The 26,150-nt window shown below is 62.8% G+C and carries 21 protein-coding genes, 2 tRNA genes and 1 pseudogene; 21 read left to right on the forward strand and 3 right to left on the reverse strand.

Going from position 1 to position 26,150, the window contains the following annotated elements:
- Window positions 1–85: 85 nt before the first annotated feature.
- Window positions 86–394: a ferritin family protein gene (locus ABDW31_RS02685; protein ID WP_184716263.1), complete on the forward strand. Its 309-nt coding sequence runs from the start codon at window positions 86–88 to the stop codon at window positions 392–394.
- Between the two features lie 111 nt (window positions 395–505).
- Here ABDW31_RS02685 and ABDW31_RS02690 read toward each other — a convergent pair whose 3' ends face one another.
- Window positions 506–2,995, reverse strand: coding sequence for a TonB-dependent receptor (locus ABDW31_RS02690; protein ID WP_184716260.1), 2,490 nt, complete (start codon window positions 2,993–2,995; stop codon window positions 506–508).
- A 94-nt stretch (window positions 2,996–3,089) separates the two neighbouring features.
- On the opposite strand from ABDW31_RS02690, the gene ABDW31_RS02695 reads away from it, so the two are divergent.
- The 6 genes from ABDW31_RS02695 (at window position 3,090) to ABDW31_RS02720 (ending at window position 8,026) form a co-directional block, all read left to right on the forward strand.
- A complete protein-coding gene (locus ABDW31_RS02695) occupies window positions 3,090–4,118 on the forward strand; it encodes an RluA family pseudouridine synthase (protein ID WP_184716258.1) in 1,029 nt (342 codons plus the stop codon).
- A 99-nt stretch (window positions 4,119–4,217) separates the two neighbouring features.
- A complete protein-coding gene (locus ABDW31_RS02700) occupies window positions 4,218–4,937 on the forward strand; it encodes a hypothetical protein (protein ID WP_184716256.1) in 720 nt (239 codons plus the stop codon).
- A gap of 112 nt (window positions 4,938–5,049) precedes the next feature.
- Entirely contained in the window at window positions 5,050–5,892 is an 843-nt protein-coding gene (locus ABDW31_RS02705; RefSeq protein ID WP_184716254.1) for an MBL fold metallo-hydrolase, read from the forward strand.
- Between the two features lie 86 nt (window positions 5,893–5,978).
- Window positions 5,979–6,398 (forward strand): PaaI family thioesterase, encoded by a 420-nt coding sequence (locus ABDW31_RS02710; protein ID WP_184716252.1) that lies wholly within the window; start codon window positions 5,979–5,981, stop codon window positions 6,396–6,398.
- A 103-nt stretch (window positions 6,399–6,501) separates the two neighbouring features.
- Window positions 6,502–6,591, forward strand: a tRNA-Ser gene (locus ABDW31_RS02715).
- A 160-nt stretch (window positions 6,592–6,751) separates the two neighbouring features.
- A complete protein-coding gene (locus ABDW31_RS02720; RefSeq protein WP_343698260.1) occupies window positions 6,752–8,026 on the forward strand; it encodes an integrase arm-type DNA-binding domain-containing protein in 1,275 nt (424 codons plus the stop codon).
- A gap of 9 nt (window positions 8,027–8,035) precedes the next feature.
- Here the strand turns inward: ABDW31_RS02720 and ABDW31_RS02725 are convergent, their stop codons facing one another.
- Complete coding sequence (locus tag ABDW31_RS02725) at window positions 8,036–9,328, reverse strand: type II toxin-antitoxin system HipA family toxin (RefSeq protein ID WP_343698261.1); 1,293 nt, start codon at window positions 9,326–9,328, stop codon at window positions 8,036–8,038.
- Window positions 9,325–9,627 (reverse strand): helix-turn-helix domain-containing protein, encoded by a 303-nt coding sequence (locus tag ABDW31_RS02730; protein WP_343698262.1) that lies wholly within the window; start codon window positions 9,625–9,627, stop codon window positions 9,325–9,327. Before ABDW31_RS02730 ends, ABDW31_RS02725 begins: the two co-directional genes overlap by 4 nt.
- A 184-nt stretch (window positions 9,628–9,811) precedes the next feature.
- On the opposite strand from ABDW31_RS02730, the gene ABDW31_RS02735 reads away from it, so the two are divergent.
- From ABDW31_RS02735 to ABDW31_RS02800, 14 genes and pseudogenes are all read left to right on the forward strand, one after another.
- Complete coding sequence (locus ABDW31_RS02735; protein ID WP_343698263.1) at window positions 9,812–10,675, forward strand: hypothetical protein; 864 nt, start codon at window positions 9,812–9,814, stop codon at window positions 10,673–10,675.
- 106 nt (window positions 10,676–10,781) lie between these two features.
- Window positions 10,782–10,976, forward strand: a complete 195-nt coding sequence (locus ABDW31_RS02740; protein WP_343698264.1) for a hypothetical protein — start codon at window positions 10,782–10,784, stop codon at window positions 10,974–10,976.
- Between the two features lie 371 nt (window positions 10,977–11,347).
- Entirely contained in the window at window positions 11,348–11,731 is a 384-nt protein-coding gene (locus ABDW31_RS02745; protein ID WP_066687440.1) for a hypothetical protein, read from the forward strand.
- Window positions 11,728–13,542, forward strand: a complete 1,815-nt coding sequence (locus ABDW31_RS02750) for a type IV secretion system DNA-binding domain-containing protein (protein WP_343698265.1) — start codon at window positions 11,728–11,730, stop codon at window positions 13,540–13,542. Before ABDW31_RS02745 ends, ABDW31_RS02750 begins: the two co-directional genes overlap by 4 nt.
- Window positions 13,542–16,289 carry a MobF family relaxase gene (gene mobF, locus ABDW31_RS02755; protein WP_343698266.1) on the forward strand — a complete coding sequence of 916 codons (2,748 nt, stop codon included), beginning with the start codon at window positions 13,542–13,544 and terminating at the stop codon, window positions 16,287–16,289. Before ABDW31_RS02750 ends, mobF begins: the two co-directional genes overlap by 1 nt.
- Window positions 16,290–16,392: 103 nt before the next feature.
- Window positions 16,393–16,466: transfer RNA gene (locus tag ABDW31_RS02760), tRNA-Cys, on the forward strand.
- A 134-nt stretch (window positions 16,467–16,600) separates the two neighbouring features.
- Window positions 16,601–18,136: a DUF1800 domain-containing protein gene (locus ABDW31_RS02765; protein ID WP_343698267.1), complete on the forward strand. Its 1,536-nt coding sequence runs from the start codon at window positions 16,601–16,603 to the stop codon at window positions 18,134–18,136.
- A 10-nt stretch (window positions 18,137–18,146) separates the two neighbouring features.
- Window positions 18,147–19,337: a DUF1501 domain-containing protein gene (locus ABDW31_RS02770; RefSeq protein ID WP_343698268.1), complete on the forward strand. Its 1,191-nt coding sequence runs from the start codon at window positions 18,147–18,149 to the stop codon at window positions 19,335–19,337.
- Between the two features lie 295 nt (window positions 19,338–19,632).
- Window positions 19,633–20,709 carry a GDP-mannose 4,6-dehydratase gene (gene gmd, locus ABDW31_RS02775; protein WP_343698269.1) on the forward strand — a complete coding sequence of 359 codons (1,077 nt, stop codon included), beginning with the start codon at window positions 19,633–19,635 and terminating at the stop codon, window positions 20,707–20,709.
- Entirely contained in the window at window positions 20,675–21,655 is a 981-nt protein-coding gene (locus tag ABDW31_RS02780; RefSeq protein ID WP_343698270.1) for a GDP-L-fucose synthase, read from the forward strand. The genes gmd and ABDW31_RS02780 overlap by 35 nt, the downstream gene beginning before the upstream one ends.
- Before the next feature lie 2 nt (window positions 21,656–21,657).
- Window positions 21,658–22,776 (forward strand): polysaccharide pyruvyl transferase family protein, encoded by a 1,119-nt coding sequence (locus tag ABDW31_RS02785; protein WP_343698271.1) that lies wholly within the window; start codon window positions 21,658–21,660, stop codon window positions 22,774–22,776.
- 50 nt (window positions 22,777–22,826) lie between these two features.
- Window positions 22,827–23,768, forward strand: coding sequence for a glycosyltransferase (locus ABDW31_RS02790; protein ID WP_343698272.1), 942 nt, complete (start codon window positions 22,827–22,829; stop codon window positions 23,766–23,768).
- Window positions 23,769–23,770: 2 nt separating this feature from the next.
- Window positions 23,771–25,021: an oligosaccharide flippase family protein gene (locus ABDW31_RS02795; RefSeq protein WP_343698273.1), complete on the forward strand. Its 1,251-nt coding sequence runs from the start codon at window positions 23,771–23,773 to the stop codon at window positions 25,019–25,021.
- 103 nt (window positions 25,022–25,124) lie between these two features.
- Window positions 25,125–25,737, forward strand: a pseudogene (locus ABDW31_RS02800) (integrase core domain-containing protein); the annotation flags it as partial.
- Between the last annotated feature and the right edge of the window lie 413 nt (window positions 25,738–26,150).

Raw genomic sequence — 26,150 nt, forward strand, 5'->3', positions numbered from 1 at the left:
TCGTTTCCCCGTGCATGGCGCCGCTTCGGCGTCCTGTGCGTTAGCGCTTCGACACAACAGGAAGATGACGCTTCCAGGAGCCGAGATGTCGAGCGAAGATCTGCACGTTCCCCGCGAAAAGCTGAGCAAGCGCACACTGAATCAGCACTACGCCATCACCTCGTTGATCGAGGAGATGGAGGCCGTCGACTGGTATCGTCAGCGTGCGGACGACTGCGACGACCCCGAACTGAAGAAGATCCTGCTGCACAACGCCCGCGAGGAGTTGGAGCACGCGGCCATGGTGCTGGAATGGCTGCGCCGCAGCGATCCGGAGACCGACGAGCAGCTGCGGGAGTACCTGTTCAAGGAAGGGTCGATCACCGGCCACGAGGAAGAGGCGACCGGGAAATAATTGTCATCCCGGCCGCAGCGAAACGGAGAGCCGGGACCGCAGAAAGCTAGGCGCTCCCTGTGGTCCCGGCTCGGCGCGCTGCGCGCTTGGCCGGGATGACAGTCTCTAAGGCTACCGGCGGAGCGTGAAGCCGATGCCCATGAAGCGCGGCTTGCCGGCGATGAAGGTCGGGATGCCGAAGCTGTCGCCGGTGTTGCCCGCATCCTTCAGGTAGCTGACGTTGCCGAGGTTCTCGACAAACGCCTCGATGCGCCAGCGATCATCGACCGCGCCGAAGCCGATGCGGACGTTGGCCAGGCCGTAGCCGTTCTGGAACTCGTCGACCTTGGTGTCGGGGAACAGGCCCGACGACTGCAGGTCCGAGCGGTCGTTGTCGTCGTCGAAGAACATCTTCGAGCGCCAGGTGTAGGTCGGGGTGAAGGTGAGCTTGCCGCCCAGGGCTTCGCGGCTGAACGCGGCGCCGACCGAGAAGGCGTGGTCGGGCGACAGGCGGAAGCTGTTGCCGTCGCGCAGGCCGGTGCTGAGGCGGGCGTGGTTGTAGGCGTAGGTCGAGAACAGGGTCCAGTACTCGCCGGCCTGCAGGCGGGCCTCGCCTTCGAAGCCGTAGGCCTTGGCCTTGCCGGCGTTCAGCGTCACGACCTGGGCGCCCTGGCGGAAGCTGGTGGCGAAGTTGTCGTAGTCGTAGCGGAACACGGCGCCCGACAGGAACAGGCGCCCATCGAACAGCTTGCCCTTGGCGCCGGCTTCGTAGCTGTCGACCGTTTCGGCGTCGACGACGTTCAGACGCGCCGCGCCCAGCGGGACGGCCGGGCCGCTGGCCGAGATCACGTCCGGACGACGGCCGCGGGCGTAGGAGGCGTAGAACGACAGGTTCTCGGCGGCGGCGTAGCGGCCGACCAGGCGCCAGGTCAGGCCGTTGTCCTTGATCTCACGACCGAAGGTCTGGCCGTTGCCGGTCGTCGGCTGGGCGATCAGGCCCACCGACGGCAGGGCCGGGTTGTTCACCGCGTTCGGCTGCGAGGCCAGGAAGATGTTGGTCGCGGTCGGGGCGGCCAGCAGCAGGCCCAGGATCGAGCGGCCGTTGTCGACGCGCGAGCTGTAACCCGCCCAGCGCTCTTCGCTGGTGTAGCGGATGCCGGCCGTGATCTCGAACTTGTCGGTCAGCTTGAACGTGCCGTCGGCATAGACGTCGTAGGCGGTGTTCTCGCTGTAGTTGGCGAAGGTCTCGCGGTGCACCGGCTTGAGGTTGGCGGCCAGGCCTGGCGCCAGGGCGGCGGGGACGCCGAAGCCCAGGTTCAGCACTTGGGCCAGGTAGGCCGGGTTGGTCAGGAAGGCCAGCGGCTGCGGGTTCGGACGGCTGATGCCCAGCGGCGACGTGCCGGCCAGCAGGGCCAGGACCAGGCGCTCGTCGAACTGGCCCGGGATGCGCCACGAACCGGTCTCGTGGAAGTAGTTGGCGCCGACGAAGCCGGTAAAGCGGCCGCCGTTGTCGTAGTTCAGGCGCAGTTCCTGGCTCTGCTGACGGCCTTGCGCGTCTTCGGCGAAGGTCAGGATCGGCAGGCTCGTGCCGTCCGGATCGAACACTTCCACCGAGTGGAAGCGGCGACCGGCGGTGATCGACGACAGGGTCAGGCTGTCGCTGAGCTTGAACTCGGCCAGGGCGGTGACGCCGTAGACCTTGCGCTCCAGGCCCAGGGGCTGGCCGCCCTCGAAGCCGGCGCCGGCCGACAGGGTTGCGCCCGACGACACGCCGGTGTCGCCCAGCACCTGACCGGTGACCGGGTTGGTCGGGTTGAAGGTGTGGCTCTTGAACGAGGTGCCGGTGGTGCTGTCTTCCTGATAGTTGCCGATCAGGTCCAGCTTGAAGCGTTCGCCCAGCTCGACGTGATAGGCGGCGCGGAAGGCCTGGGTGTCGGTCGAGTTGTAGGGATCGCCGCCGGCGGCGTCCTTGACGTAGCCGTCGTTCTGGCGAACGCGGACGGCCAGGCGCAGGGCGCTGGTGTCGCTCATGGCGAAGTTCACCATGCCTTCGCCAACCGTGTAGCCGCGGGTGCCGATCTCGGCCTTCATCATCCAGTCATTGCTGACCGGGTCAGCCTTGTTTTGCACCAGGTTCACGGCGCCGATCAGGGCGCCGCGGCCGAACAGCGTCGACTGCGGACCCTTGGCGACTTCGACGCGCTCCATGTCGAACAGCTCGACATACGAACCGCGCGAGCGCGAGATCGGCACGCCGTCCTGATAGATCGAGACGCGGGTCTCATCGGTGGCCGAACCCGAGTCCGAGGTGATGCCGCGCATCACGAAGCCGGAATTGTTGTTCGACTGGTTCTGGACCAGGAAGCCGGGGGTGAAGGCCGACAGCTCGTCGAACGCCTTGACGCCGATGGCTTCCAAGAACTCGCCCGAATAGGCGGTGACCGAGATCGGCACGTCGACCGGGTCCTGGGCGCGCTTCTGGGCGGTGATGACCAGCTCGCCCAGCGTGGCGGCGCCGGTGTTGGAGCCGGCCTGTGGCTCGTCTGCCGCCATGGCGGGCGCGGCGGCGACAAGGGCCAGAAGGCTGGCGGTCAACAGCGTGGTGGTGCGGAAGGCGCGCATCGATTATCCCCTCGATACAAATACTCGAACTGGGCCGTAGGGACGGCCCGTGTCGCTGACGCGACGAGCGTGTGACGGAGCAGTGAAACCCCCGGTGGATGGCGCGCAGGACACAGTTGATGACGACCTCCTGGACGACGCCGCCGCCGAAACGGACGATTCCGGTGAACTGCTGACCGCCGACCTCCCCGAGTCGCTGGCCGGCCAACGCCTGGACAAGGTCCTGGCGCCGCTGTTCCCTGATCTGTCTCGCGCCCGCCTGCAAGCTCTGATCGGCGAGGGCCGCCTGTCCCTGGACGGCCAGCCGGTGACCGACGCCGCGCGCAAGGCCAGGGCCGGAACCTATGTCCTGCGCGTTCCGCCGCCGGCCCCGGCCGAGCCCGAGCCCCAGGCCCTGCCGCTCTCCATCCTCTATGAGGACGAGCACCTGATCGTGGTCGACAAGGCCGCCGGCATGGCCGTGCACCCCGCGCCTGGCACGCCCGACGGCACCCTGGTCAACGCCCTGCTGCACCACTGCGGCGACAGCCTGTCGGGCGTGGGCGGCGTGGCCCGGCCCGGCATCGTCCACCGCCTGGACAAGGACACCTCCGGCGTCATGGTCGCCGCCAAGAGCGATGTGGCCCACCAGGGCCTGTCGAAACTGTTCGCCGCGCACGACATCGACCGCCTGTACGTGGCCCTGGTGCGCGGCGCGCCCAGCCCTCTGGCCGGTACGATCGAGACCCAGCTGGGCCGCTCGACCAGCGACCGCAAGAAGATGGCGGTGCTGAAGTCCGGCGGTCGCCTGGCGATCACGCATTATAAGGTGGAGGCGACCTTCGGACCGCCGGAACGGCCGCTGGCCGCCCGGGTCGCCTGCCGGCTCGAGACCGGCCGCACCCACCAGATCCGCGTGCACATGGCCAGCAAGGGTTCGCCCTGCCTGGCCGATCCCGTCTACGGCGCCAGCCAGCCCGCCCAGCCCGTGCGCGAACGGATCGCCGCGGCCGGCCTGGCGCGCCAGGCCCTGCATGCGGCGGTGCTGGGCTTCGTGCATCCGGTGACCGGCGAGACCCTGCGCTTCGAGACCCCCCCTCCCGCCGACATGGCGACGCTGGAGGCCAGCCTGGCGACGCTCTGATCCCGCAGGTCGGCCAAGCTTGCGCGACCGCAACAAAAGCGCCCTAATTGCGCTGACCTGCCGGCCTACTATCTCCGTCTGGTCATTCTGGAGCGTACTATGCGGCCCTCTCTCGCGATCCTCGCCCTCAGCGCCGCTGCCGTCCTGGCCACGCCCGCCCTGGCGACGCCCTTCCTGGCGACGAATGGCGACGACGAGGTCATCAGCACCGCCCAGGCCAAGTCCAGCGTCCAGGCCCTGACCGCGACCGCTCCGCCGCCCCCCGTCGTGGAGACGACGGTTCGGCAGCTGACCACCCAGGAACAGATCGACGCCTTTCTGGCGCCCGCGAGGGCCGCCGATGCGCGTCAGCGCGTCCTGCTGAAGCCCAGCCACGACTTCGCCGACTACTACGTTGAGGACGGTCTCGACGACCGCGACGCCGACGGCAAGCGCAAGATCCACGGCCAGATGAGCGTGTCGGTCGGCACCGGCGGCTATCGCAGCGCCTCGGCCTCGGCCCTGATCCCGGTGGGCGAGACCACAACGGTCGGCATCGCTGTCTCCAAGACCGACTTCGGCCGCAACGGTGGCTGGGCCTATGGCGACGGCTTCTACGGCAACGGCGGTTATGGCTACGGCGGCTACCCGATGCGCATGCGTGGCGGCCAGAGCCAGTCGCTGGCCGTCTCGGTGATGGGCGGCAGCGGCGCTCGCCGCAGCACCGCCGTCCCCGAGGGCTGCGCGCCCGGCTTCCGCGATGGCGGCCGCTATGTCGAGCCGCTTTGGGTCGGCGACATGCGCGACGGGGCCCACCCGTGCTCGGCCGCCGAGCGCTAGAGAACTCATACTGGGTTTTACGGGGAAGTTGCGCTGCGTCTAAGCGCCGCTGTTCGCCGATGTTTAACGGCTTGCGCTCATGGTGCCCCGCATCGGGGACTGAGGCAGATTGATGCAGCCGGAAATCATCGCGTACCGCCATCCGTCGACCGGAACGGTGACCTATCTCATCGTCGACCCCGCCACCTTCCTGTGCGCGATCGTCGACCCGGTCCTGGACTTCGATCCGGTCACCGAGACCGTCGACACCAGCTTCATGAACCGCATCATCGCCGAGATCCGCCAACGCGACCTTGGCCCCACCTGGATTCTCGAAACCGGCCTGCACACCGGCCACGTCTCGGCCGCCGGCCATGTGAAGTATGAGACCGGCGCGTCGGTCTGCATCGGCGCCGGCGTGGTCGAAAGCCTCAAGCGCCTGGCCCCCGTGCTGGGCGAGGACGGCGTCGACCTGGACGGCTGGGACTTCGACAAGCTGGCCCAGGACGGCGAGGCCCTGCCGATGGGCGGGCTGGAGATCACCGCCATCGCCCTGGAAGGCCGCCTGCCCGGCGCCCTGGCCTATCAGCTGGGCGACGCGGTGTTCACCGGCGACCTGGTGCTGACCCCGGGCGAGGGCGCGGGCCGCTGCGACGTCCCCGGCGCCGACGCTGGCAAGGCCTATGACGACGCCCGCAAGCTGCTGGGCCTGCCGCCCCAGACCCGGGTGCTGCCCGGCTCGTGCGCCGGCGAGCCCTGCGAGTCGACCATCGCCGAAGAAAAGGCCGCCAACGTCCAGTTGAAGGACGCTGTGGACCGCGACGGCTTCATCGCCCTGCGCAACGCCGCCGACGCCGCCCTCCCCGCGCCGACCCTGGCCCCGGCCGCGCTGCGGGTGGCCATCCGCGCCGGCAAGCTGCCGCCCGAAGTCGAGGCCGGTCCGCGCTTTGCGCCGGTCGATCTGCGCGCCCTCTAGGCTACTGAATTTCTTTTCGAAACGCACTTGCCCATCGCCGGGCCAGCGCCCTATGGTTCGCACGCGAAACATAGGAGCCCGCTCGCATGGCCGAGGATTTCAGCGCCAAATTGACCGCCGGCCAGGCGGGCACTCTGCCCGACCTGCTGGGCCTGCAATGGCTGGAGGCCAAGCCCGGCCTGGTGCGCGGCCGCTTCGACGTCGACAAGCGCCACATGGCCCCCAACGGCTTCCTGCACGCGGCCAGCGTCATCGCCCTGGCCGACTCGGCCGCCGGCTATGGCTGCGTCATTTCCCTGCCCGAGGGCGCGACCGGTTTCACCACCATCGAGCTGAAGTCCAACTTCCTGGGGACCGCCCGCGAGGGCGGCGTGGCGGTCGAGGCCAAGCTGGCCCACGGCGGCGGCAGCACCCAGGTCTGGGACGCTGTGGTGACCAACGAAACCACCGGCAAGACCATCGCTCTTTTCCGCTGCACGCAGATGATTTTGCGCCCCAGGGCCTGACCGAAAAGAAAGCTGAAGAGAGGGCTTGCGTCCCGGCGGCGACGCCGCTAGTTATCGCGCCCTCGACCTCGGGGGCCCAAAAAGCCTTCGGAAAAACACCTGTGGAGAGGTGGCAGAGTGGTCGAATGTACCGCACTCGAAATGCGGCGTGCCTGGAAGGGCACCGTGGGTTCGAATCCCACCCTCTCCGCCACCCCCTCTTTCGCTGATTTCCGCAGACATCCGCAGAAGCGCGAAAAATCCCAATAAAACCAGGGCTTATCCGGAAGCGCCGTTCAGGGCCGCTTGCGCACGTTCGCTCAAATCCGCATTCTACATGTGGGTGAAAATGTGAGTGAAAGTGTGGGTGGATAATGGCGCGTCTCGTTGATCGCCTAACCGCGCTGGAGGTGAAGCGTCTCGACCGGGTCGGGATGCACCCCGATGGACGGGGCCTCTACCTGCAGGTTCACGCCGGCGGATCGAAATCGTGGATCTATCGGTACACGCTCCATGGACGGGTGCGAGCCATGGGCCTTGGCCCGACTCATCTCGTGTCCTTGGCCGAAGCGCGCGGAATGGCGCAGGAGGCCCGGCTCCTGAAGAATCAGGGCGTTGATCCGATCGACGCGCGCGCAGCCTCAAGGCCAGCGCCCGAGCCGCCGCCCGAGGTCGATCGAGGACCGAGCTTCAAGAACGCCGCGGCCGCCTATATCGACGCCAACAGCGCCGCTTGGCGAAACGCCAAGCACGAGGCCCAGTGGTCAAGCACGTTGCAGACCTACGCCTATCCGGTGTTGGGCGATCGCCCCGTCGATGAGATCGACACCGCCCTCGTCCTCAAGGTCTTGGAGCCGATCTGGTCGACCAAGGCTGAGACCGCCAGCCGCCTGCGCGGCCGGATCGAGTCGGTTCTCGATTGGGCCAAGGCGCGCGGTCATCGCGAGGGCGAGAACCCTGCGCGCTGGAAGGGCCACCTCGACAAGATCCTCCCCGCCAAATCGAAGGTCGCCCGCGTCGAGCACCACGCCGCCCTACCCTTCAAGGCCGTGCCCGCCTTCATGGGTGACCTGAGAACCCGCGACGGCGCCGCCGCCCGCGCCCTGGAGTTCGCGATCCTGACGGCCGCCCGCACCGGCGAGGTGATCGGCGCGCAATGGTCGGAGATCGACTTCGAGGCGCGGGTCTGGACCCAACCGGCGACGCGGACGAAGACCCACAAGGAACACCGGGTGCCGCTGTGCGATGCGGCGATGGCGGTCCTGGAGGCCATGCGGGACGCGTTCCTGGAGGGCCGGCGTGAATTTCTCAGCCTCTACGGCAAGCCGATCCCCAACGACATCGCGCTCGAAGGCTTCATTTTCGCCGGCATGCGCCGCGGCAAGGGCCTGTCGAACATGGCCATGCTCAAGGTGCTCGAGCGGATGGGCTATCCCGATCTCACCACCCACGGCTTCCGCAGCACCTTCCGAGACTGGGCGGCGGAGACGACGGCTTATCAGAACGAGGTCGTCGAGATGGCCCTAGCCCACGCAATCGCCGGCAAGGTGGAAGCGGCCTATCGCCGTGGGGATTTACTCGAGAAGCGCCGGGAGTTGATGCGGGACTGGTCAGCGTACTGTGCATCATCAACGGCAGGAACCGCGTAGGGCGCTCGTCTACGCGCGCTCGCTCTTTTCAAGCTGCCCCTGGACCCACTCGGCGCGCTCCGCGAAACACAGCACAAGCTTGTCGTTAAGCGCATGCGGGGCGCCGTCGACGGCGATCTGATTGCGCACGCTTGTGGCGTAGTCTGGCAGCTTGGCGCCGATGTCGGCAATCCGATCTCGCACCGCTTCGTAGTCGAGCCGATTTTCCTCCGCGAAGCGGCGCCATTGCTTCAAGCCTATGTCCCGCAAGCGGTATTCCCCTCCTATCCTCATGGCCAATTTGACGTCCTGAAACTGCACCTGCGGGCTGTAGGGGAGGATGCTGGCGACATCGTAGATCGGCGCCAGACGGTGCGCGCCTGCCGCGCCCAGCAGCAGGGAGAAGTTCTTTGCGTGCGCGTCCGAACCACCGATGATCCAATTCACGATGGAGGCTGTAACGAGCGTGTCGATGTCTTCTCGCGCGTTGGCCGATACTTCGCGCAGCAGGCTAACCAAGTCCTTGAGGCCTGGTCCGCCCTGGTTCTGGTATTTCCGGTCCGGCATCGCGCCGAGAGCTTGGCAGAAGTCCTCCTGATGGATGCGGCGCACAATGCCGCCCCGCCCTTCAAATCGGTCGTAGCGCTCCACGACGATTGCGACTTCCTCGCCGAACCTCCGCACACGCGATGCGGCGACCGGAAGACCAAAACGCCGCAGCAACGAAAGACAGAAATGCTCGTTCTCGGCTTGAGCTTCGATATCGACTGAAGGCGGCTTCAGGATGTGGGTTGTCGGCACGCGGCCTGAGGGCACGCCCCATCGTCCCCCCTGCTGGATAAGTGCGATCTTCGGCTGAGCGCCAGCAAGGCTGAACTGGCCCAGGTCGCCAGATCTACGCCACGCGCCTCTATTGGTGCGCAGGTCATTGAGACGGGCGCCAACCTCTTCCTCGCCGATCCACTCCACGCCATCGCGGTCACCGCTGAGCACCGCGTCCAGCCGTTCCGGCTGGATGAACTGCACCGCCCCCGCGCAATCTTCGCCCACGGCGCCGATCAAGCCGAAGGGTTGGCGCGCACTGACCTGAAACTTGCTGGCCCAGTCGCGGATGATCAGTTCGTTGTCCGGCAACAGTCCCCAAAGAAAGGCCTCCACCACCACGCCGGAATGAGCCTCCGCCGTCAACGGCATCGACAGCGAGATCGGCGCGGCTTCGCGACGACCTCTCCAGGAGTCGGCGTAGGTCAGCGTCAGACGCCCACGCTCATAATCGAGCCGACCAGCTTCGAGGCCATTCATGAGCACGACGAGATGGCTCATTGCGAGCCCTCCTTACGAAGGCGATTCAGGATCGCGCTAGGGTCGGGCAGATCTAGGATTTCGTCGCTGTCGCTTGCCAGCTGGTCAGGACCATCCAGCGCAAGGCGCATGCCTAGGACGTTGAGCAGTCGCAGCACGAGGCCCAGAGCTACGCCGGGCTTGCCGCCCTCAACCTGGATCAGCCATTGGCGACTAACCCCCGCGCGCGCAGCCAATTCCGCCTGACCCAGACCAAGCTGCTTTCGCCGCTCCTTGATCGCAGCGCCTATGTCACGTGGCGTCGTGATCAACATGCTCATGTCCACGATCGATTACATCGAAAAATGTCATCTATCGTGGACATGAATCTTTGTCAATGATGGTAGACATTTCACAATGTCATCGATCGATGACTCTAGCTCCCGCATGGGATGCTCGACGACGCGTTGGTGGAATAGCAAGGAAGTTCATGGCCAACTGCCAACACGCTGCAGTTGAGATCCCATGGCAGACGACCTCTATTCACCGCAGGCCCCGTTAGGCGAACCCGAGTACCAATCGGTCTACACCTACTTCAACCAGACCATGGGGATGGAGGTTGCGGTCTACACGTTCAACCCGGCGAGTGTCGGTGCGGCGGCGGAGCTCAACCGCGCGGACTGGATCCGGATGAGGGACGCGCTTGATCTGATCGGTGCGAGCCCGGCGTTTTCTGCGGAGGCAGCGGAGGAGAAGCTGATATCGGCGCTCAAGGCGGCGTCAGTGATCGCAATCCATGGCCGCGTCATCCGGGTCGCCGCGCGCGATGGCGGCGACACCCCCACATTCGATCGCTCCTACCAATATGTGTTCCCAAAGCAGTGGGCCACCTGCATGGGCCTGAATATCGACGAGGACAGCATCAGCCTAGCCGACGGCGCGCCCCTGGTGGACATCTACCTGAACCGCAAGGATGTACTTTTCTGGATCGAGGTCAGGGCCAATCCCGCCTCGCCGCTCAAGGATGATCCAGACTATCTGCGCCGATGCGACCAACGCATCCACGAGATCGGCAATCCCGACGCGGATCTCCGCTTCGATCCCAAAGCGCCCGCGCCTTCGAAGGGCGGACGGCCCCGGGATTATCTCTGGGAGCAAGCCGTCATCCACCTGATGGTCAATGCCGTCTATCACGGCGGCAGGCTGAACGCGGCCACCTCCAAGGCAGAGATCGGCCGCCTCCTTTTGGGCGCGCTCAACGAAATTGGTCCAGAAGTCCATCCTTCGCACGACGTCCTGTCGACGCACGCAAAGCTGATCTGGGACGCGTTCGATCGAGCAGAGGCCGTCAACGCGCGCGCCCCGCACGACAGAGTTAAGGCCGGTTAGGCCAATCCCTCCGGCAACGGGTTTCCGGGCAAGCCGGATGCCGCCCGCCCCAGCCTGCGGTTGACTCAGGACGTTCGCGCAAGACCGCCGAACGCTGGAGTTGACGATGATCGACGAAAACGAACCCCATCCCCGCATGGCCATCTCGGTGGCCGAGTTCTGTCGGACCTTCGCGGTCGGCAAGAGCTACTTCTACGAAGAGGTAAAGGCGGGCCGGCTGCGCGTGCGCAAGGCCGGCGGCCGGACCCTCGTGCCGACGGCCGAAGCTCGCGCCTGGTGGGCGAGCAAGGACCGCCGATAGCGCCTTGGGCGCAGCTCGCTCCGCGAGCACTTCCCCTCGAAACCTCAACTCAACGGACCGGCCCACAGCCGGTCCAAAGGAGCCATCATGGCTAAACCGCTATGCGGCCGCCTTCGTGCGCCCGATCCACGCCCCGTCGAACCAACGGCGAGGCGCCAACGACAACCTTCCTCAACCATGGCCATCCGTATCGACGAGACGTCGTCTCGTCGAAGGATTGGAAGAACACACCCCACGCACGCGTGCCTACCGGTCCACAAGGGTTTCCAGAGCCCGCCAATGGCGTGCGGACCATGGGCGACTCGGAAAAGTCCAGCGAGTTCTGAGCGCTATGCGAACGCTGTCGGCGTGCTCAACGGCGGAGGCGTCCTATGAACAAGGTGACGGTTTCCCTCCGCATCCCCGCCGCCCTGAACGCGGTTCTGGCGGATTACGCCAAGGGGCCCGGCTATTGCAGCCGCTACCAGGCCGCGATCCGCGCCCTTGAAACAGGTCTCGGCGTCCTGGTCGGCTCCGCCCATCTTGGCGCGGCCGACGATGAGGTGGCCGACGGCCTAGGCGAGCTGCTCGCCCGAGCGGCGCGCCTAGAGGCCATGATCGACCGGACGCTCTTCACCGCCAGCGCGGCCTACGCCTATGCGCGGCGCGGCGTCGTCCGGTCCGAAACCGACAGCAAAATGGATCAACTGATCGCGGAGGCGGCGCAGGATGCGTACCGCCGCCAACGCGACCTCGCGCGAGGCGCTCAACAATGACCAGCTATCATCAGAACCTGTCCCGCGGCCAAGCGCTGTTCGCGGGATCAATCGGCGACATCCTTCGCCGAGCTCGCGGCTACTTCAACACCTGCGTCGTCTCAGCGGCGGCCGGCGCCGTCATCGGTGTTCGGTACTTCTCCGAAGACACCTGGCGCTTCGCCTTGGACTACGTCCTGGCCAAGGCGGCCCTGCACATTCCGTTCAACGACAAGGCCACGATCGACCGCTACACCCCGAGCGGGCTGGAAACGGTCAGCGCCCATGCAGTAACCGCATCTCCCGACTATCAGCATTTCGCCGACCAAGCGTTTTTGCAGATGCAGCTTGGCGCCGTCGCGGGGCTACTGGTGGGTATCGGGCTCTGCATCCTCTGGGCCCACTTTGCGGCCGAATGGGGTCGCAGCGCGGGGCAAGACAATGCTCGCCGCGGCTCCAGTATCGTCTCCGAGAAAGCCTTGGCTCGTAAAACGCGGAAGCGCGCTGGGCAGGACCCCGTGTATCTGGCCAGCGTTCCTATTCCCCAAGACCTAGAGACACGCCACGTCGCGCTGATCGGGTCCACGGGGTCAGGAAAAACGACCGCGCTGCGCCAGATGCTCGACGACATCGAAGCGCGGGGCGACACGGCGATCGTCTACGACACCAGCGGCGAGTTCATCGCCCACTACTACCGGCCGGAACGCGGCGACATCATTCTCAACCCGTTCGACGCCCGGGGCGCCTTCTGGTCTCTGTTCGATGAGATCGAGCACCCCGCCGACGCAGATCACATCGCTCACCAGCTGATCGCTTCGACAGGCAGGTCCGATGAAAACACCTGGCTTGAATCGGCTCGAATATTGGTCGCAGACATTCTGCGAAAGCTCCATGCCGAAGGTCGCACCGATCTCACTACGCTGATCGACGTCCTAAATCATGGCTCTCGCGAGGAACTCGCGGAATGGCTTTCGGACACCTCCTCTGCTCGCCTGTTCGAGCCCGGCGCCGAACGCGCCACCAGCAGCGTACTGTTCATGCTGCCCCGGTGCGCTCAGGTCCTGCAGTTCCTCCGGGGGGCGCCCAACCAAGCGAAGGTCTTCAGCTTCCGGGAGTACTTCTCGACGCTGGACGAAAAGCGTGGGTTCCGGCCGTGGATCTTCCTTCCCCGGCAGGAACAGTACTTCGCCGCAACCCGTCCGCTGCTGGCCTGCTTCCTGGAATGCGCGGCGACCGCAATTCTGGGCCTCAATCCGCACCCGTCCCGCCGTGTCTGGTTGATGCTGGACGAATTGGCGGACCTGCCCAAGGTCGAGAACCTTTCTCGCCTCCTGCCACAAGGTCGCAAGTTCGGGGCGTCGGTTGTCCTGACTTTCCAAGCGATCGGACAGATGCGCGACCGGTACGGACAGGATGGCGCCGAAGCCCTGCTCGCCAACGCCAATACCAAGCTCTTCCTGCAGCTTGCTGACTCGGCCACCCGCCAATGGGCCAGCCAGGCGACCGGGACGGTAGAGACGGAGGTGCGCGGCGCTTCAGAGAACCTCGACCATCAGGTCGGCAAAGGCCGGACGTCTCTCGGCAGTAGCCGCCAAATCCTGCCCCTGCTCCTGGAGAGCCAGTTCCGGCTTCCGCCGCACCACGGCTTCCTGCAGCTGCCTGACGGCTATCCGGTGGCGAGCGTCATCCTGCGCAACGACCACATCGTTCGACGGGGGCCGCCGCGCCGTAAGGGCTTCGTCGCCATTGACGTCAAACAGACGCTCTGGGGCCGTCCCAAGCCTCCGCCCCCGACGGCTGAAACGCCGCTGAACGACGGCGGGCCGGTCTAATGGTCGCCTCCCTCTCCAGCCTCTCGAGCTCGGCCCAAGCCGCCAGCTATTACGAAGCCGACGACTACTACGCCGAAGACGGCGCCGCGCCGAGCCTTTGGCAGGGATCCGGCGCCGCGCTCCTGGGGCTGGAGGGGGAGGTCGATCCCGAGCAATTTCGTCGATTGCTCGAAGGCCACCTTCCGACCGGGCAGACGCTGGGCGCGCATCGTGAGGGCGGCCGGCAGCATCGCCCCGGCTGGGACCTGACCTTCAGCGCGCCCAAGTCGGTATCGATCATGGCGCTCGTCGCCGGCGATCGCCGGCTGGACGCGGCCCACGCCCAAGCCGTGGCGGCGGCGCTGTCCTTCGCCGAGCGTCACGCGGGCGGAACGCGCATTCGGGAAGGCGAGCATGTCGCGCACGTCCGCACCGGCAACTTCGCCGCGGCGACCTTCCGCCATGACACCAGTCGCGCTCAAGACCCGCAGCTCCACACCCACGCCGTCATTATGAATATGACTCTCGACAGAAACGACGGCTGGCGCAGCCTGGACTCGCGGCCGCTCTATCAGCTCCAGAAAGCGATCGGCGAAGTCTACCGCCAGGAGTTGGCGGTCGGCGTTCGTCGCCTGGGCTATGAGATCGACATCGGTAAGGAGTCGATGTTCGAAATCCGCGGGCTTTCCGCGCCGCTGCTTACCGCCTTCAGCGAACGCGCCCAGCAGGTGGAGGCGCATCTGGCGGCGCGAGGCCAAACACGCGCCACCGCCAGCGCCGAGGAAAAGCAGCTCGCCACATTATATACGCGCGCCGCGAAAGGCCGTGGCGACCGCGCGGAGCTCGGCAAGGCCTGGCGCGCCGAGGCCGAGGCTCTCGGCTTTGACGCCAGCACACGGCGCGTAATGGTCGCTGAAGCGACGAACCGATCGAAGCGTCTGTCACTCGCGGCTCAAGGCGAAGCCGAGCTGATCGCCCAAGAAGCGGTGCGCTTCGCCGCCGATAAGCTGGGCGAGCGTCAGGCGGTCTTCTCCCGCGCCGACCTGGAGCGCGAGGCCGGGCGCAAGGCGCTCGGCAAGGTCGCGAGGGATCAGCTGGCGCGCGCCTTGGAGAAGCGTCTGGCGTCGCACCAGCTAGAGGCCCGAGCCTTACGCAATACGATTGGCGTGGATCTGGAGGGTTTCGCGACTGACCGCGCGATCGCCCATGAGCGGCGGATGATCGAGATCGAGCGCCTCGGCAGAGACAGGCTCGTCGCTATCGCGTCTCCTGTCTTGGCCAGCCGCATCGTGGCCGAGGCTAGCCTTCAGACGGGGGAGCGCGGTCTGACCTGGTCGGACGATCAACGGCTTGCGACGCGAAAAGCTCTGACGAGCCGCAATGCCGTAGTCGGCGTTCAGGGTTATGCGGGCTCGGCGAAGACAACCACCGTCCTGGCGACGGTGGCCGAAGCCGCGCGGTCCCAAGGCTATGAGGTCAAGGCGCTGGCCCCGTCGGCGTCAGCCGCCCTTACGCTCGGCGAAGCGCTGGGCATGGAGGGGCGCACGATCGCCCGTCACCTCCTGGAGCCCTCGGCGACGCCCAAGGGATCACGCCAGCTTTGGATCGTTGACGAGGCCTCGCTGGTGTCCGCCAAGGACATGACCCGCCTGCTTGAAGACGCTCGGCGCGTCGGCGCGCGGACCCTGCTCGTCGGTGACACGCGCCAGCTCGGCTCGGTCGGCGCGGGCGCGGCTTTCCGCCAATTGCAGGAGGCCGGTCTTGAGACGGCCCACCTGACCAAGATCGTCCGACAGTCGAACGCCCTGACTCTGGAGGCGGTGGAAGCCTCGATTGTCGGCGATGCTCGCAAGGCGCTCGACGCGCTAGACCGAGGGGGCGGCCGGATCGTCGAGGTCTCTCAGGCTCAAGACCGCTACGCTTTGATCGCGGCGCACTATGCCGGCCTCGACACGGCCGCACGCCGGAACACGCTCGTCATCGATCCTTCGCGAGAGGGGCGCGACCTCCTTACGGCTCGTATTCGTGCGGATCTGATCAAGAGCGGACAGCTTGGCGATGCGGCGGTGACCATGAAGGCGCTGGTCGCCAAGGACCTCACGCGCGCGGAAGCCAAGAACGCTGGCAGTTATGCCGCGGGCGATGTCGTCATCTTCGCCAAGTCACTCGCGAGCAGGTCGATCACCAAAGGCGCCGCCTACACGGTCCAGCACATCGACACCGAGCGACGCGTCGTCGCGCTCGCTGATAGTAGCGGCCGCCGGCTTGAATGGGCGCCACATCGCTGGGGCCGCGCCGAGGTCTTCGAGGTCGCCGATCGGGAGATCCGCGCTGGCGACCGGGTAGAGTTCACTCGGAACGACCGTCGCTCAGGACGAGTGAATGGCCTTCAAGCCGAGGTCGTCTCGGTCGACGCTCGCAGCCATGAGGTCGTTGTGCGGGACGAGCGGGGGCGCGTCCGCCAGCTCTCGCTCAATACCGTCGAGGATCGCTACATCCGTCACGCCTATGTGCAGACGGCGTTCGCCGCTCAAGGCCGCACCACCGACCAGGTCCTGTTCCACGCCGAGAGCAAGCGGAGCAATCTTGTCGACCAGGCCACGCTCTATGTCGCGATCTCTCGCGCCCGGCGCGGCGCGACCATCGTCACCGACAATCGCGAGAAGCTGGTGCGCGGCGTCGAGGCGCGCTCTGGCCTGCGCCTCACCGCGCTGGGCCATCCGGGCAAGGCCGCGCGAGCGTCTTTGGATCATGGCGCCGAACTCTAGATCGGCTCGAGGCTCCTACAGCGCACGTGATTTTCCATTGCCCGGCCGAGCCCGGTCTGATAGCCAACGCCCCTCTTCGCCAACGCTCTGCGTTGACCCGGATGGCCCGGTGGCGGAGTGGTGACGCAGCGGACTGCAAATCCGTGCACGCCGGTTCGATTCCGGCCCGGGCCTCCATTGCTCTCGAGCTCTAAGCGCCTCCGCGACTAGCATCGGGTGCACTTCCTTTCAGACCTGGTAACGGCCCAAGGTGATGCACGTCCGGACTATGGCGACGCTGCGCCTTGAAACGGCCCCGGCGGCGTCCGAGCATGGCGTTGCTCATCGAGGGCCCGCGCATGCGCCACCTTTGGCTCGCCATCGTTGTCTGCCTTTCCTGCGCTGCATCAAGCATGTCGGCAGCAGCCAAAGTCGCGGACAATGCCGCCCTCGTCGACCGCCTGACTTGGGGACGGACGTCTCATGACCTCGCTGAAATCGATCGCTTAGGCCCTGATCGCTGGTTGAAGAGGCAACTGCGGCCCGCAGGGCCCGATCTGCTCCCGCCTCAGGCACAGGAGCAGATCGACGCACTACGGATATCAAATGAGCCAATGAGGCAGATTGCGGTCGCGATGGACGCCGAGATCAGGGCGGCAGCCAAGCTGCAAAATCCGAGCGCGCGGCAAGCCGCCCAGCAGGCGTATCAAAGGGCGATGACCGACTTGAAGCAGCAGGCCGCCGCGCGCTCGCTGCTGCGTGACCTCTATTCGCCGCACCAGCTTCAGGAACAGATGACTTGGTTCTGGATGAACCATTTCAACGTCCATGCCGAAAAGCGCGACATCCGGGCGATGATCGGCGACTACGAGGATCAGGCGATCCGCCCGCACGCGCTGGGCAAGTTTCGCGACCTCCTGAAGGCAGCCGATCTGCATCCGGCCATGCTGCGCTACCTCGACAACGACCAGAACGCGGTCGGCCGTATCAACGAGAACTACGCCCGCGAGATCCTTGAGCTGCATACGATGGGCGTCGGCTCCGGCTACAACCAGAAGGACGTCGAGGAGATGGCGCGGGTGCTGACCGGCGTCGGCGTCAGCCTCTCGCCCGATACGCCTAAGCTGAAGCCCGAACAGCAGGCCTTCTACGTCCGGCGCGGCTTGATGGAGTTCAATCCGGCGCGGCATGACTTTGGCGCCAAGGTGGTCCTGAGACGCCAGATCGGCGGCACGGGGCTCTCTGAGTTCGAACAAACGCTCGACGCGCTGGCCCGCGAACCGGCGACCGCGCGGCACGTCTCCCGCAAACTGGCGCTTTATTTCATGGGCGAGGCGCCATCCGACCTGATCGACCGGATGACCGCCAAGTTCCTGCGCAGCGATGGCGACATCGCCGAGGTGCTCGGCGTGTTGTTCAAGTCGTCGGCGTTCAAGGCGTCACTCGGCAAGAAGCTGAAGGACCCGATACACTACGCCGTCTCGGCGGTGCGCCTGGCCTATGACGGCCGCACGATCGCCAACACCGCCCCCCTGCAAGGCTGGATCAGTCGCCTAGGCCAGGGCCTCTATAGTCGCGACACGCCCGATGGCTATCCGCTGGAAGACACGGCCTGGTCCGGCCCAGGCCAGCTCGCCACCATGTTCGAAGTCGCCCGCCAGGTCGGCGCCAATTCGGCGGGCCTCTTCAAGCCCAGCGAGCCCGGCGCCGAGGATCAGGCAGCATTCCCTCAGCTCCAGAACGCACTCTTCTACGCCACGTTGGAAAAGCGGCTTTCCCCTCGGACGCGATCGGCCTTGGCGCAGGCCCGATCGCCGGCGGAGTGGAACACGCTCTTCCTGTCGTCTCCCGAGTTCCTGCATCGATGAGGTCGCCGCCATGCATCGTCGACACTTTCTGACCGGGAGCCTCGCCGCGACGACGGCCGCGGTGGGCGGCCGGGCCTGGAGCGCGCCGGCCACCGACCAGCGCCTGCTCGTGATCTTCCTGCGCGGCGGCTACGACGCGCTCAACGTGGTGATCCCCACTTCCAGCGACTTCTACTACGAGAGCCGCCCGACCATCGCGATCGCGCGGCCCGATCCGGCCAATCCCAAAGCCGCCCTGCCCCTCGACAGCGACTGGAGCCTGCACCCCGTCTTGCGCGACACCCTCTACCCGCTCTGGACCAAGAAGCAGATCGCCTTCGTACCCTTCGCGGGGACCGACGATATGACGCGCAGCCATTTCGAGACTCAGGACACCATCGAACTCGGCCAGCCGGTAGGCGGTTCGAGGAACTATCGCTCGGGCTTCATGGGGCGCCTGGCTCAGGAGCTCTCGGGCGGGCGCCCGATCGCCTTCACCGCCCAGCCGCCGCTGGCCTTTCAGGGGCCGATGTCGGTGCCCAACATCGCGATTACATCGGTGAGCAAGCCCGGCGTAGACGATCGGCAGGCCAAGCTGATCCAGGAGATGTATCAGGGCCACAACCTGCAGGCGGCGGTGACGCAAGGCTTCTCGGCGAGGGACAAGGCCTACGCGGCCCTGGCCGGCGAAATTGCGGCGGCCAATCGCAACGCGATCTCCCCCAGCGGTTTTGAACTAGCCGCCCGCCGCGTCGCCCGCTTGATGAAGACCGACTATAATCTAGCCTTCCTCGATGTCGGCGGTTGGGACACGCACGTCAATCAGGGCGGGGCGACGGGCGTGCTCTCCGATCGGATCGGCCAGTTGGGGCGCGGTCTGGCGGCACTGGCCGAAGACCTCGGTTCGGATACGTGGGCAAAGACGACCGTGGTGGTGCTCTCGGAGTTCGGCCGCACCTTCAAGGAGAACGGGGACAAGGGCACTGATCATGGGCACGGCAGTGTGTACTGGGTGCTCGGTGGTGCATTGAAGGGCGGACGCCTCGCTGGCGAGCAGGTCGCCATCCGGCCAGAGATGCTCAATGACGGCAGGGAGTTGAAGGTGTTGACTGACTATAGGTCCATCATCGCCGAAATTGTCGCGCGCGCCTTTGGCATGAACCCTCGCTCATTAAATGCGACATTTCCGGAAGTTCGCCCCACTCGCCTCGCACTGGTGTAAAAGCCATGGGCTCGCATTAATATTAAGAGGAGCCAATCCGAAGTTGAGCAATAAAGACCAGAGCAACGCGTCGAACCGAAAGCGGAGCAAGGCCTCAGTAGAGCACCGTTGGATATATTCCTGTAATGGAACGTGACTAATATCACAGTCGGTTTATGGTTAGCGGTGCCCATCAGACGTCCAAATTAAATTTTTCACGCGCCGAGGCTATTACGAGGGTCGCGCTGACCAGCAGCTTACGCTATGAGGCGCCTACGCAAGGCTAAATAGCCGCGTTCTCGATGGTGGGGATCTAATGACGGTTAAAAGCAATGGTAAGGTCGCGCTCATCACGGGCGTGACTGGTCAAGACGGCGCGTACCTGTCTGAGCTGCTGCTCTCGAAGGGCTATACGGTCCACGGCGTGAAGCGGCGTTCGTCGTCGTTCAACACGGGCCGGATCGAGCACCTCTATCAGGACCCGCACGAAGCCGACCCGCGCTTCATCCTGCACTACGGCGACATGACCGATAGCACGAACCTGATCCGGATCGTGCAGCAGACCCAGCCTGACGAAATCTATAACCTGGCGGCCCAGAGCCACGTCCAGGTCAGCTTCGAGACCCCGGAATATACCAGCAACGCCGACGGCACTGGCACCCTGCGCCTGCTGGAAGCCATCCGCATCCTGGGCCTGGAAAAGAAGACCAAGTTCTACCAGGCCTCGACCTCGGAGCTGTACGGCCTCGTCCAGGAAGTTCCGCAGAGCGAGAAGACGCCCTTCTATCCGCGCAGCCCGTACGCCGCCGCGAAGCTCTACAGCTACTGGATCGTGGTGAACTACCGCGAGGCCTATGGCATCCACGCCAGCAACGGCATCCTGTTCAACCACGAGAGCCCGCTGCGCGGCGAGACCTTCGTCACCCGCAAGATCACCCGGGCCGTCGCGGCGATCAAGCAGGGCTTCCAGGACAAGCTCTACCTCGGCAACCTCGACGCAAAGCGCGACTGGGGTCACGCCCGCGAGTACGTCCGCGGCATGTGGCTGATGCTGCAGCAGGAGACGGCGGACGACTACGTCCTGGCCACCGGCGAAACCACCCTGGTCCGCGACTTCGTGGCCAAGGCCTTCTCGGAAGTCGGCATCACGATCAACTGGTCGGGCGCGGGCGTCGACGAGAAGGGAACCTGCGCCGAGACCGGCAAGGTGCTGGTCGAAGTCGACCCTCGCTACTTCCGCCCGACCGAGGTCGAGCTGCTGATTGGCGATCCGACCAAGGCCAAGACCAAGCTGGGCTGGGTCCACGAAACCAAGTGGGAGCAACTCTGCGCCGAGATGGTCGCGGCCGACATGATCAATGTCGCGCGGGAGAAGCGTCGCAATGCCGAATGACGTGATCTTCCCTCTTGAGGGCAAGCGCGTCTGGGTGGCCGGCCATCGCGGGATGGTCGGCTCCGCCATCGTCCGGCGCCTCGCCTCGGAAGGCTGTGAAGTCCTGACCGCCGGCCGCGACGTCCTTGATCTCGAGCGCCAGAGCGCCGTCGAGGCCTGGATGGCCAAGGAAAAGCCGGACGCCATCTTCATGGCTGCGGCCAAGGTCGGCGGCATTCTGGCCAACGACACCTATCCGGCCGACTTCCTCTACAACAACCTGGTCATCGAGACGAACATCGTCGACGCGGCCTGGCGCAACGGCGTGGGCAAGGTGCTGTTCCTGGGCTCGTCGTGCATCTATCCCAAGTTCGCGCCGCAGCCGATCATGGAAGACGCCCTGCTCACCGGCCCGCTCGAGCCGACCAACGAGTGGTACGCGATCGCCAAGATCGCCGGCATCAAGCTGGCCCAGGCCTATCGTAAGCAGCACGGCTGCGATTTCATTAGCGCCATGCCTACCAATCTCTATGGCCCTGGGGACAATTTCGACCTTAACAGCAGTCACGTGCTGCCCGCGCTAATCCGCAAAGCTCATGAGGCCAAAGTTTCGGGCGCCGATCACATAGATATTTGGGGAACCGGCACCCCTAGAAGAGAATTCCTTCATGCCGATGACTGTGCAGATGCCTGCGTATTTTTGATGCAGCGTTATTCTGACTTCGAACACGTCAATGTTGGTTCAGGTGAAGACATCCCCATCGGCGAGCTGGCCCAATTAGTGTGCGAAGTCGTCGGATTTGAAGGTGAAATCCAAACCGATGCGACCAAACCGGACGGGACACCTCGAAAGTTGATGAGTGGAGAAAAGCTAAAAGCTATGGGCTGGACCCCAAAGATCAGCTTGCGAAGCGGCATCTCCCGCACCTACCAGCAATACGCGTCTACCATCTCGGCCGAGCAATAAAGATGAAGCAGAAGATCGGAATAATAACTCGTCACTGCTACCCAAATTACGGCTCCATCTTGCAGGCATACGCGTTGGAAAACGCTTTCAAGCAACTTGGCGCAGACCCCGAAGTTATTGATTACGTAAATCCCAGCGACACTCCTCTCGGGTTGGTGGCCGCCAATCTTCGGATTTCATCTATGGGGCGCTCCTGGTGGAAAAGAGCCATTTACCAGCTCGTGCAAACCCCAACCTTCCTGTCTATGGGCTTAACCTTTCGCCGCCACCAAAAGCGACTGCTCACGCTAACCCATAGTGCACGTGGTGCCAGCCAACTCAAACAGGTCTGCTCTTCATTTCACATGGTGGTCGCCGGTAGCGACCAGATTTGGAATAGAATTACTAGCGAAATAGACACAAATTATTTTCTTCCATTTCTGGAAGACGAAAAGAAGCGCGCATCATATGCTGCCAGCCTTGGCTCCACAAAGCCCCTAGACGAAGATATTGCAAAAGTACTGAGCTCAGTTGGACAGTTTTCCCACGTATCCGTGAGGGAGCCCTCCTCTGCAGATTGGCTCAACTCCCATGGAATAGACGCCAGGAGCGACGTTGATCCGGTACTCCTGCACAACAAGGAATTCTGGAGCACCTTTGCAGGAAGGTCTCGGAGCAAGAGCCCTTACATCCTTGTCTACCAACTGCATAACACGAAACAATTCAGGCATAGACTGGCAGAGGTTGAGGCGCGCTACGGCTTGCCGGTTATCAGAATCACACCGGACTGGAAGCACATTGCCCGCCACGGACGCACAAAAATTCTCGTGTCTCCAGAATCCTTTGTCGCATGGATTAGAGACGCGGCTTGCGTCGTAACCGATTCATTCCATGGCACCGCCTTCTCGCTACGCCTCGGAACGCCGCTATATGTGATCCCGCCAGGCAAGTACTCGACACGGCTTCTCGATGTTGTGGCACGTGTCGGCTTGGAGCGCCTAGTTGTCCCCGCCGATATAAGCACCCCGATTACCGAGCCACCCGACTATGATGTAGAGCTCGTTCACACGGCCCTCGATGCACAGGCAGATCGCTCTAGAGAATATCTAAGGCAACTTATTGAGACAGGAACGCGGAACTAGGCCACCCAATGAAGGAGTTACCCCAAACAGCAAGGGACGCATTGGTCTCAGTGATCGTGCCTATCTACAATGTAGAGAGGTACCTAGAGCAATGCATCGCCTCTATCATTAATCAATCGTATGAAAATCTTGAAATAATATTGGTCAACGACGGCTCGCCAGATAATTCCGGATCGATCATTGATAAGTTCTCCGCGCAAGACAGGCGCATCCTGGCTTTCCACCAATCCAATTCAGGGGTGAGCTCTGCACGAAACACGGGTCTTGCTAATGCCACTGGAAAATACGTCTGCTTCATAGATGCTGACGACTGGATTGAACAAGGTTTCGTCGAGGAATTTGTACATATCGCGGAAGCGTACAGTGCGGATCTTGTAATATCTAAATCTGTATTTGACGAAAAGCACCTCAGGAACAATTCTAGTATATCGGCAGAATTATTAACGCCCGAGCGCGCCACGGAACAGTTTCTTTACGCGCAAATCATCATAGGTTGCTGGAACAAGTTATTCAGGCGGGAGCTTATTGAACATAAAGGCCTGAGATTCATTCCTGAATATTTTATGGGCGAGGGGCTAAACTTCATAACTACATTCTCTCAGATTTCTTCAAATATAATATCGATAAGCAGTTCATCGTATCATTATAGAAAAGACAACGAAGAATCCGCAACGCAGAAGGTAAGTTTAGAAAAGTACAAAAACGCAGTTCATGCGATCGAAAATATCCGCAATAATCTAATCATTGAATCAAATGCCGTAAACTTGGCGTTGGAATTTCAAAAGTGGTGGACGTGCTTCTACGCGCTACGTGCGGCCCGCGTCACGGGTGAACGTGAAGATGAATTCTGCGAAACTTGTTATAGCTACATTAGGTCGGCGTCGTACCGTATGCTTACCCGCGCGAAAATTCCCTTTCGTAGACGTATGCTTGTGTTCCTTGTCTTTATATCCCCCCAAATTGCTCTGTTAGCAGCTGCACTGCGAGGTTAATGATGGGGGACGGCCACCGGATTGCCAGGAATTCTATCTTCCTGTTCGCTTTAACTTTTTCAAACTACTTTATAGGTCTCCTTTTATTTCCTTTTATATCACGCGTTCTCAGCGTGAATTCCTTCGGCATCGTTGGCTTTGGAATGGCTTATGCCATGGTTTTCCAGTCGATTGTTGAATTCGGATTTATGATTTCAACTACCGCCCGCATTTCACGAGTGCGCTCAGATGCCACAAAGGTGTCGGAGGCAGTGACAAACACTATGCTAGCAAAGGGAATACTTTTATTTATATCGACTTTAATATTTATACTTAGCGCTCCATTTGTGCAGATGGTTCGCGACCATCTCCTGGTCATGTCTCTTTTTTTTCTAAGCGCTGCAACTGCCGCAATGGTTCCAGATTTCTATTTTAGAGGAATGGAGCAAATGCAGTCGATCGCCACGAGGGCAATTGCGGCGCGATCGCTTTCAATTGTAATTGTCCTCGCATTGGTTCGCGGCGATCACGAATTGGCGGCTGTTCCAATGTCACTTCTTGCCAGCAACCTCGTCGCCGTTCTCTGGGCCTTCATGAAAATGCGAAGGCTTGGATTTAGATTTTCTCAGCCGTCAATAGGGGGCGCAATTGTCTATCTCAAAGAGAGCTTTATGTATTTTCTCTCTCGCGTATCAGCAACAATAAATCAATCTATGGGGGCATTCACCTTAGGGTTAGTTCACACAGGACCTTCCTACGAGATGGGGGTTTATTCGGCCGCCTGGCGAGTTTCTTCCGCGGGCGAAATGATGCTGCTCCCCGTTTCTGACAGCCTCTACCCCCATATGATCAATAAGCGGGACTATCGCCTTTTTTGGCGGGTTTACTTTCCCGGCTTGGTTCTATGGTTTTTAGGCTGTGCTTTTGTTTTTATATTTGCGAGCTCTATTTGTTCAATCCTTCTTGGCCCGCAATATGCTTCTGCAGGAGCAGCGCTTAGAATATTGTTATTCGGGTGCTTCATGGCGTTCTCAAGCAATATGTTCGGCTACAATGCACTGGCCCCTATTGGATTGGCACGACATGCAAATTTTTCTCTAATTTTGAGCGTCAGCCTCAATGCCGTGGCTATGCTAACTCTATTTGCGCTTAACAAGGCGACGCTGACCTCCATATGCACAGTCGTGACTCTATCAAATTTGGTTATATTTGCTTACCGGTTTTCAGTATTCATGGCTAACAAGGACTTAGCGCTATCAGCGAATAATAAATAAACTAGCCTCATGGACGATACTCGGAATTTCTTGACTCGCCGAATATTCTCGGCGCGACTTACAAGAAACTGCTCAGATCTCTTTTTGGAGGCGTTGCTCTTACCACGGCAAGCGGATCTACAGCCCTCACAAGGAGTTGGGCCTTCAGCTACGCAACAAGACGCCCAAACGAAAGGTCAAAGCCTAGCTCCGAGAAGATCGCCAACCAGCCTCCGGGGCCAACGATGTCTGGCCCTGGACTTCCTGCATGACCAAATGTTCGATGGCCGCAAGATCCGCATTCTGGCGATCATCGACACCTTCAGCCGGTTCTCGCCGGCGCTCTGGATCAGCGGTTCGCCTACAAGGCCGGTGACGTGGTCCAGACGCTCGAACGGGCCGGAAAGGCCGTCGGCTATCCGCGGGTCATTCGGGTCGACAACGGCCCGGAATTTGTCTCCCGCGACCTGGATCTGTGGGCCTACCAGCGGGGTGTCACCCTGGACTTCAGCCGGCCCGGCAAGCCGACCGACAACGCCTTCGCCGAGTCCTTCAACGGCAAGGTCCGGGCCGAATGCCTGAACACCGCCTGGTTCATGTCCCTCGACGACGCCCGCTCAAAATGCGAGGCTTGGCGTAGGGACTATAACGAGCAGCGTCCCCACAGCGCGATCGGCGACAAGTGCCCGATCGAGCTCATGAACGGCGCCGGGCCATATGGCCCGCCCGGCGCCTAACCGGCGAGAAATCCCGGCCCGACCTGGTCCAAGGTTGGGGGCAAGGTCAAATCAACCTAGGACTCTCATTGTGGATGGATGAGAAATGGGGGTCACGTCACTGCGTGAAGGTTCGGAGGCAGGACAGCTCTAATAGGAAAATTATCGCAGATGCATTTTATCGCGTAGCGGAGCCAGGAAAATTCATGTGCTACTCTTTTCCTCCCCCTTCCTAATCCGTAATGAAGTGCACGGCTTGGTAAGTGATGATCATAGGTCGCGAACGCACTTGGAAGAAATGCGATATAATGGCTAGCGTCAACTTGAAAATCCCCGTGCTTCCGCCAGCACTTGGAGGCCTAACCGCAGCAATTGGACTCGCTAGTGCGGCGCTAGTAAACCCGGTGCACCCCCTCGCCTGCCTACTTTTAGCC

Origin of the sequence: Caulobacter sp. (assembly GCF_039596335.1) — a bacterium.
Lineage (GTDB): Bacteria > Pseudomonadota > Alphaproteobacteria > Caulobacterales > Caulobacteraceae > Caulobacter.

Excerpts from the sequence above, each read along its gene's own strand:
- ABDW31_RS02690 (WP_184716260.1), bottom strand. The coding sequence starts at position 2,995 with ATGCGCGCCTTCCGCACCACCACGCTGTTGACCGCCAGCCTTCTGGCC.
- ABDW31_RS02765 (WP_343698267.1), top strand. The coding sequence starts at position 16,601 with ATGGCGTTGCTCATCGAGGGCCCGCGCATGCGCCACCTTTGGCTCGCC.
- ABDW31_RS02785 (WP_343698271.1), top strand. The coding sequence starts at position 21,658 with ATGAAGCAGAAGATCGGAATAATAACTCGTCACTGCTACCCAAATTAC.
- ABDW31_RS02685 (WP_184716263.1), top strand. The coding sequence starts at position 86 with ATGTCGAGCGAAGATCTGCACGTTCCCCGCGAAAAGCTGAGCAAGCGC.
- ABDW31_RS02705 (WP_184716254.1), top strand. The coding sequence starts at position 5,050 with ATGCAGCCGGAAATCATCGCGTACCGCCATCCGTCGACCGGAACGGTG.
- ABDW31_RS02795 (WP_343698273.1), top strand. The coding sequence starts at position 23,771 with ATGGGGGACGGCCACCGGATTGCCAGGAATTCTATCTTCCTGTTCGCT.
- gmd (WP_343698269.1), top strand. The coding sequence starts at position 19,633 with ATGACGGTTAAAAGCAATGGTAAGGTCGCGCTCATCACGGGCGTGACT.
- ABDW31_RS02745 (WP_066687440.1), top strand. The coding sequence starts at position 11,348 with ATGAACAAGGTGACGGTTTCCCTCCGCATCCCCGCCGCCCTGAACGCG.
- ABDW31_RS02780 (WP_343698270.1), top strand. The coding sequence starts at position 20,675 with ATGTCGCGCGGGAGAAGCGTCGCAATGCCGAATGACGTGATCTTCCCT.
- ABDW31_RS02700 (WP_184716256.1), top strand. The coding sequence starts at position 4,218 with ATGCGGCCCTCTCTCGCGATCCTCGCCCTCAGCGCCGCTGCCGTCCTG.
- ABDW31_RS02770 (WP_343698268.1), top strand. The coding sequence starts at position 18,147 with ATGCATCGTCGACACTTTCTGACCGGGAGCCTCGCCGCGACGACGGCC.
- ABDW31_RS02735 (WP_343698263.1), top strand. The coding sequence starts at position 9,812 with ATGGCAGACGACCTCTATTCACCGCAGGCCCCGTTAGGCGAACCCGAG.
- ABDW31_RS02720 (WP_343698260.1), top strand. The coding sequence starts at position 6,752 with ATGGCGCGTCTCGTTGATCGCCTAACCGCGCTGGAGGTGAAGCGTCTC.
- ABDW31_RS02740 (WP_343698264.1), top strand. The coding sequence starts at position 10,782 with ATGATCGACGAAAACGAACCCCATCCCCGCATGGCCATCTCGGTGGCC.
- ABDW31_RS02725 (WP_343698261.1), bottom strand. The coding sequence starts at position 9,328 with ATGAGCCATCTCGTCGTGCTCATGAATGGCCTCGAAGCTGGTCGGCTC.
- ABDW31_RS02710 (WP_184716252.1), top strand. The coding sequence starts at position 5,979 with ATGGCCGAGGATTTCAGCGCCAAATTGACCGCCGGCCAGGCGGGCACT.
- ABDW31_RS02750 (WP_343698265.1), top strand. The coding sequence starts at position 11,728 with ATGACCAGCTATCATCAGAACCTGTCCCGCGGCCAAGCGCTGTTCGCG.
- mobF (WP_343698266.1), top strand. The coding sequence starts at position 13,542 with ATGGTCGCCTCCCTCTCCAGCCTCTCGAGCTCGGCCCAAGCCGCCAGC.
- ABDW31_RS02730 (WP_343698262.1), bottom strand. The coding sequence starts at position 9,627 with ATGAGCATGTTGATCACGACGCCACGTGACATAGGCGCTGCGATCAAG.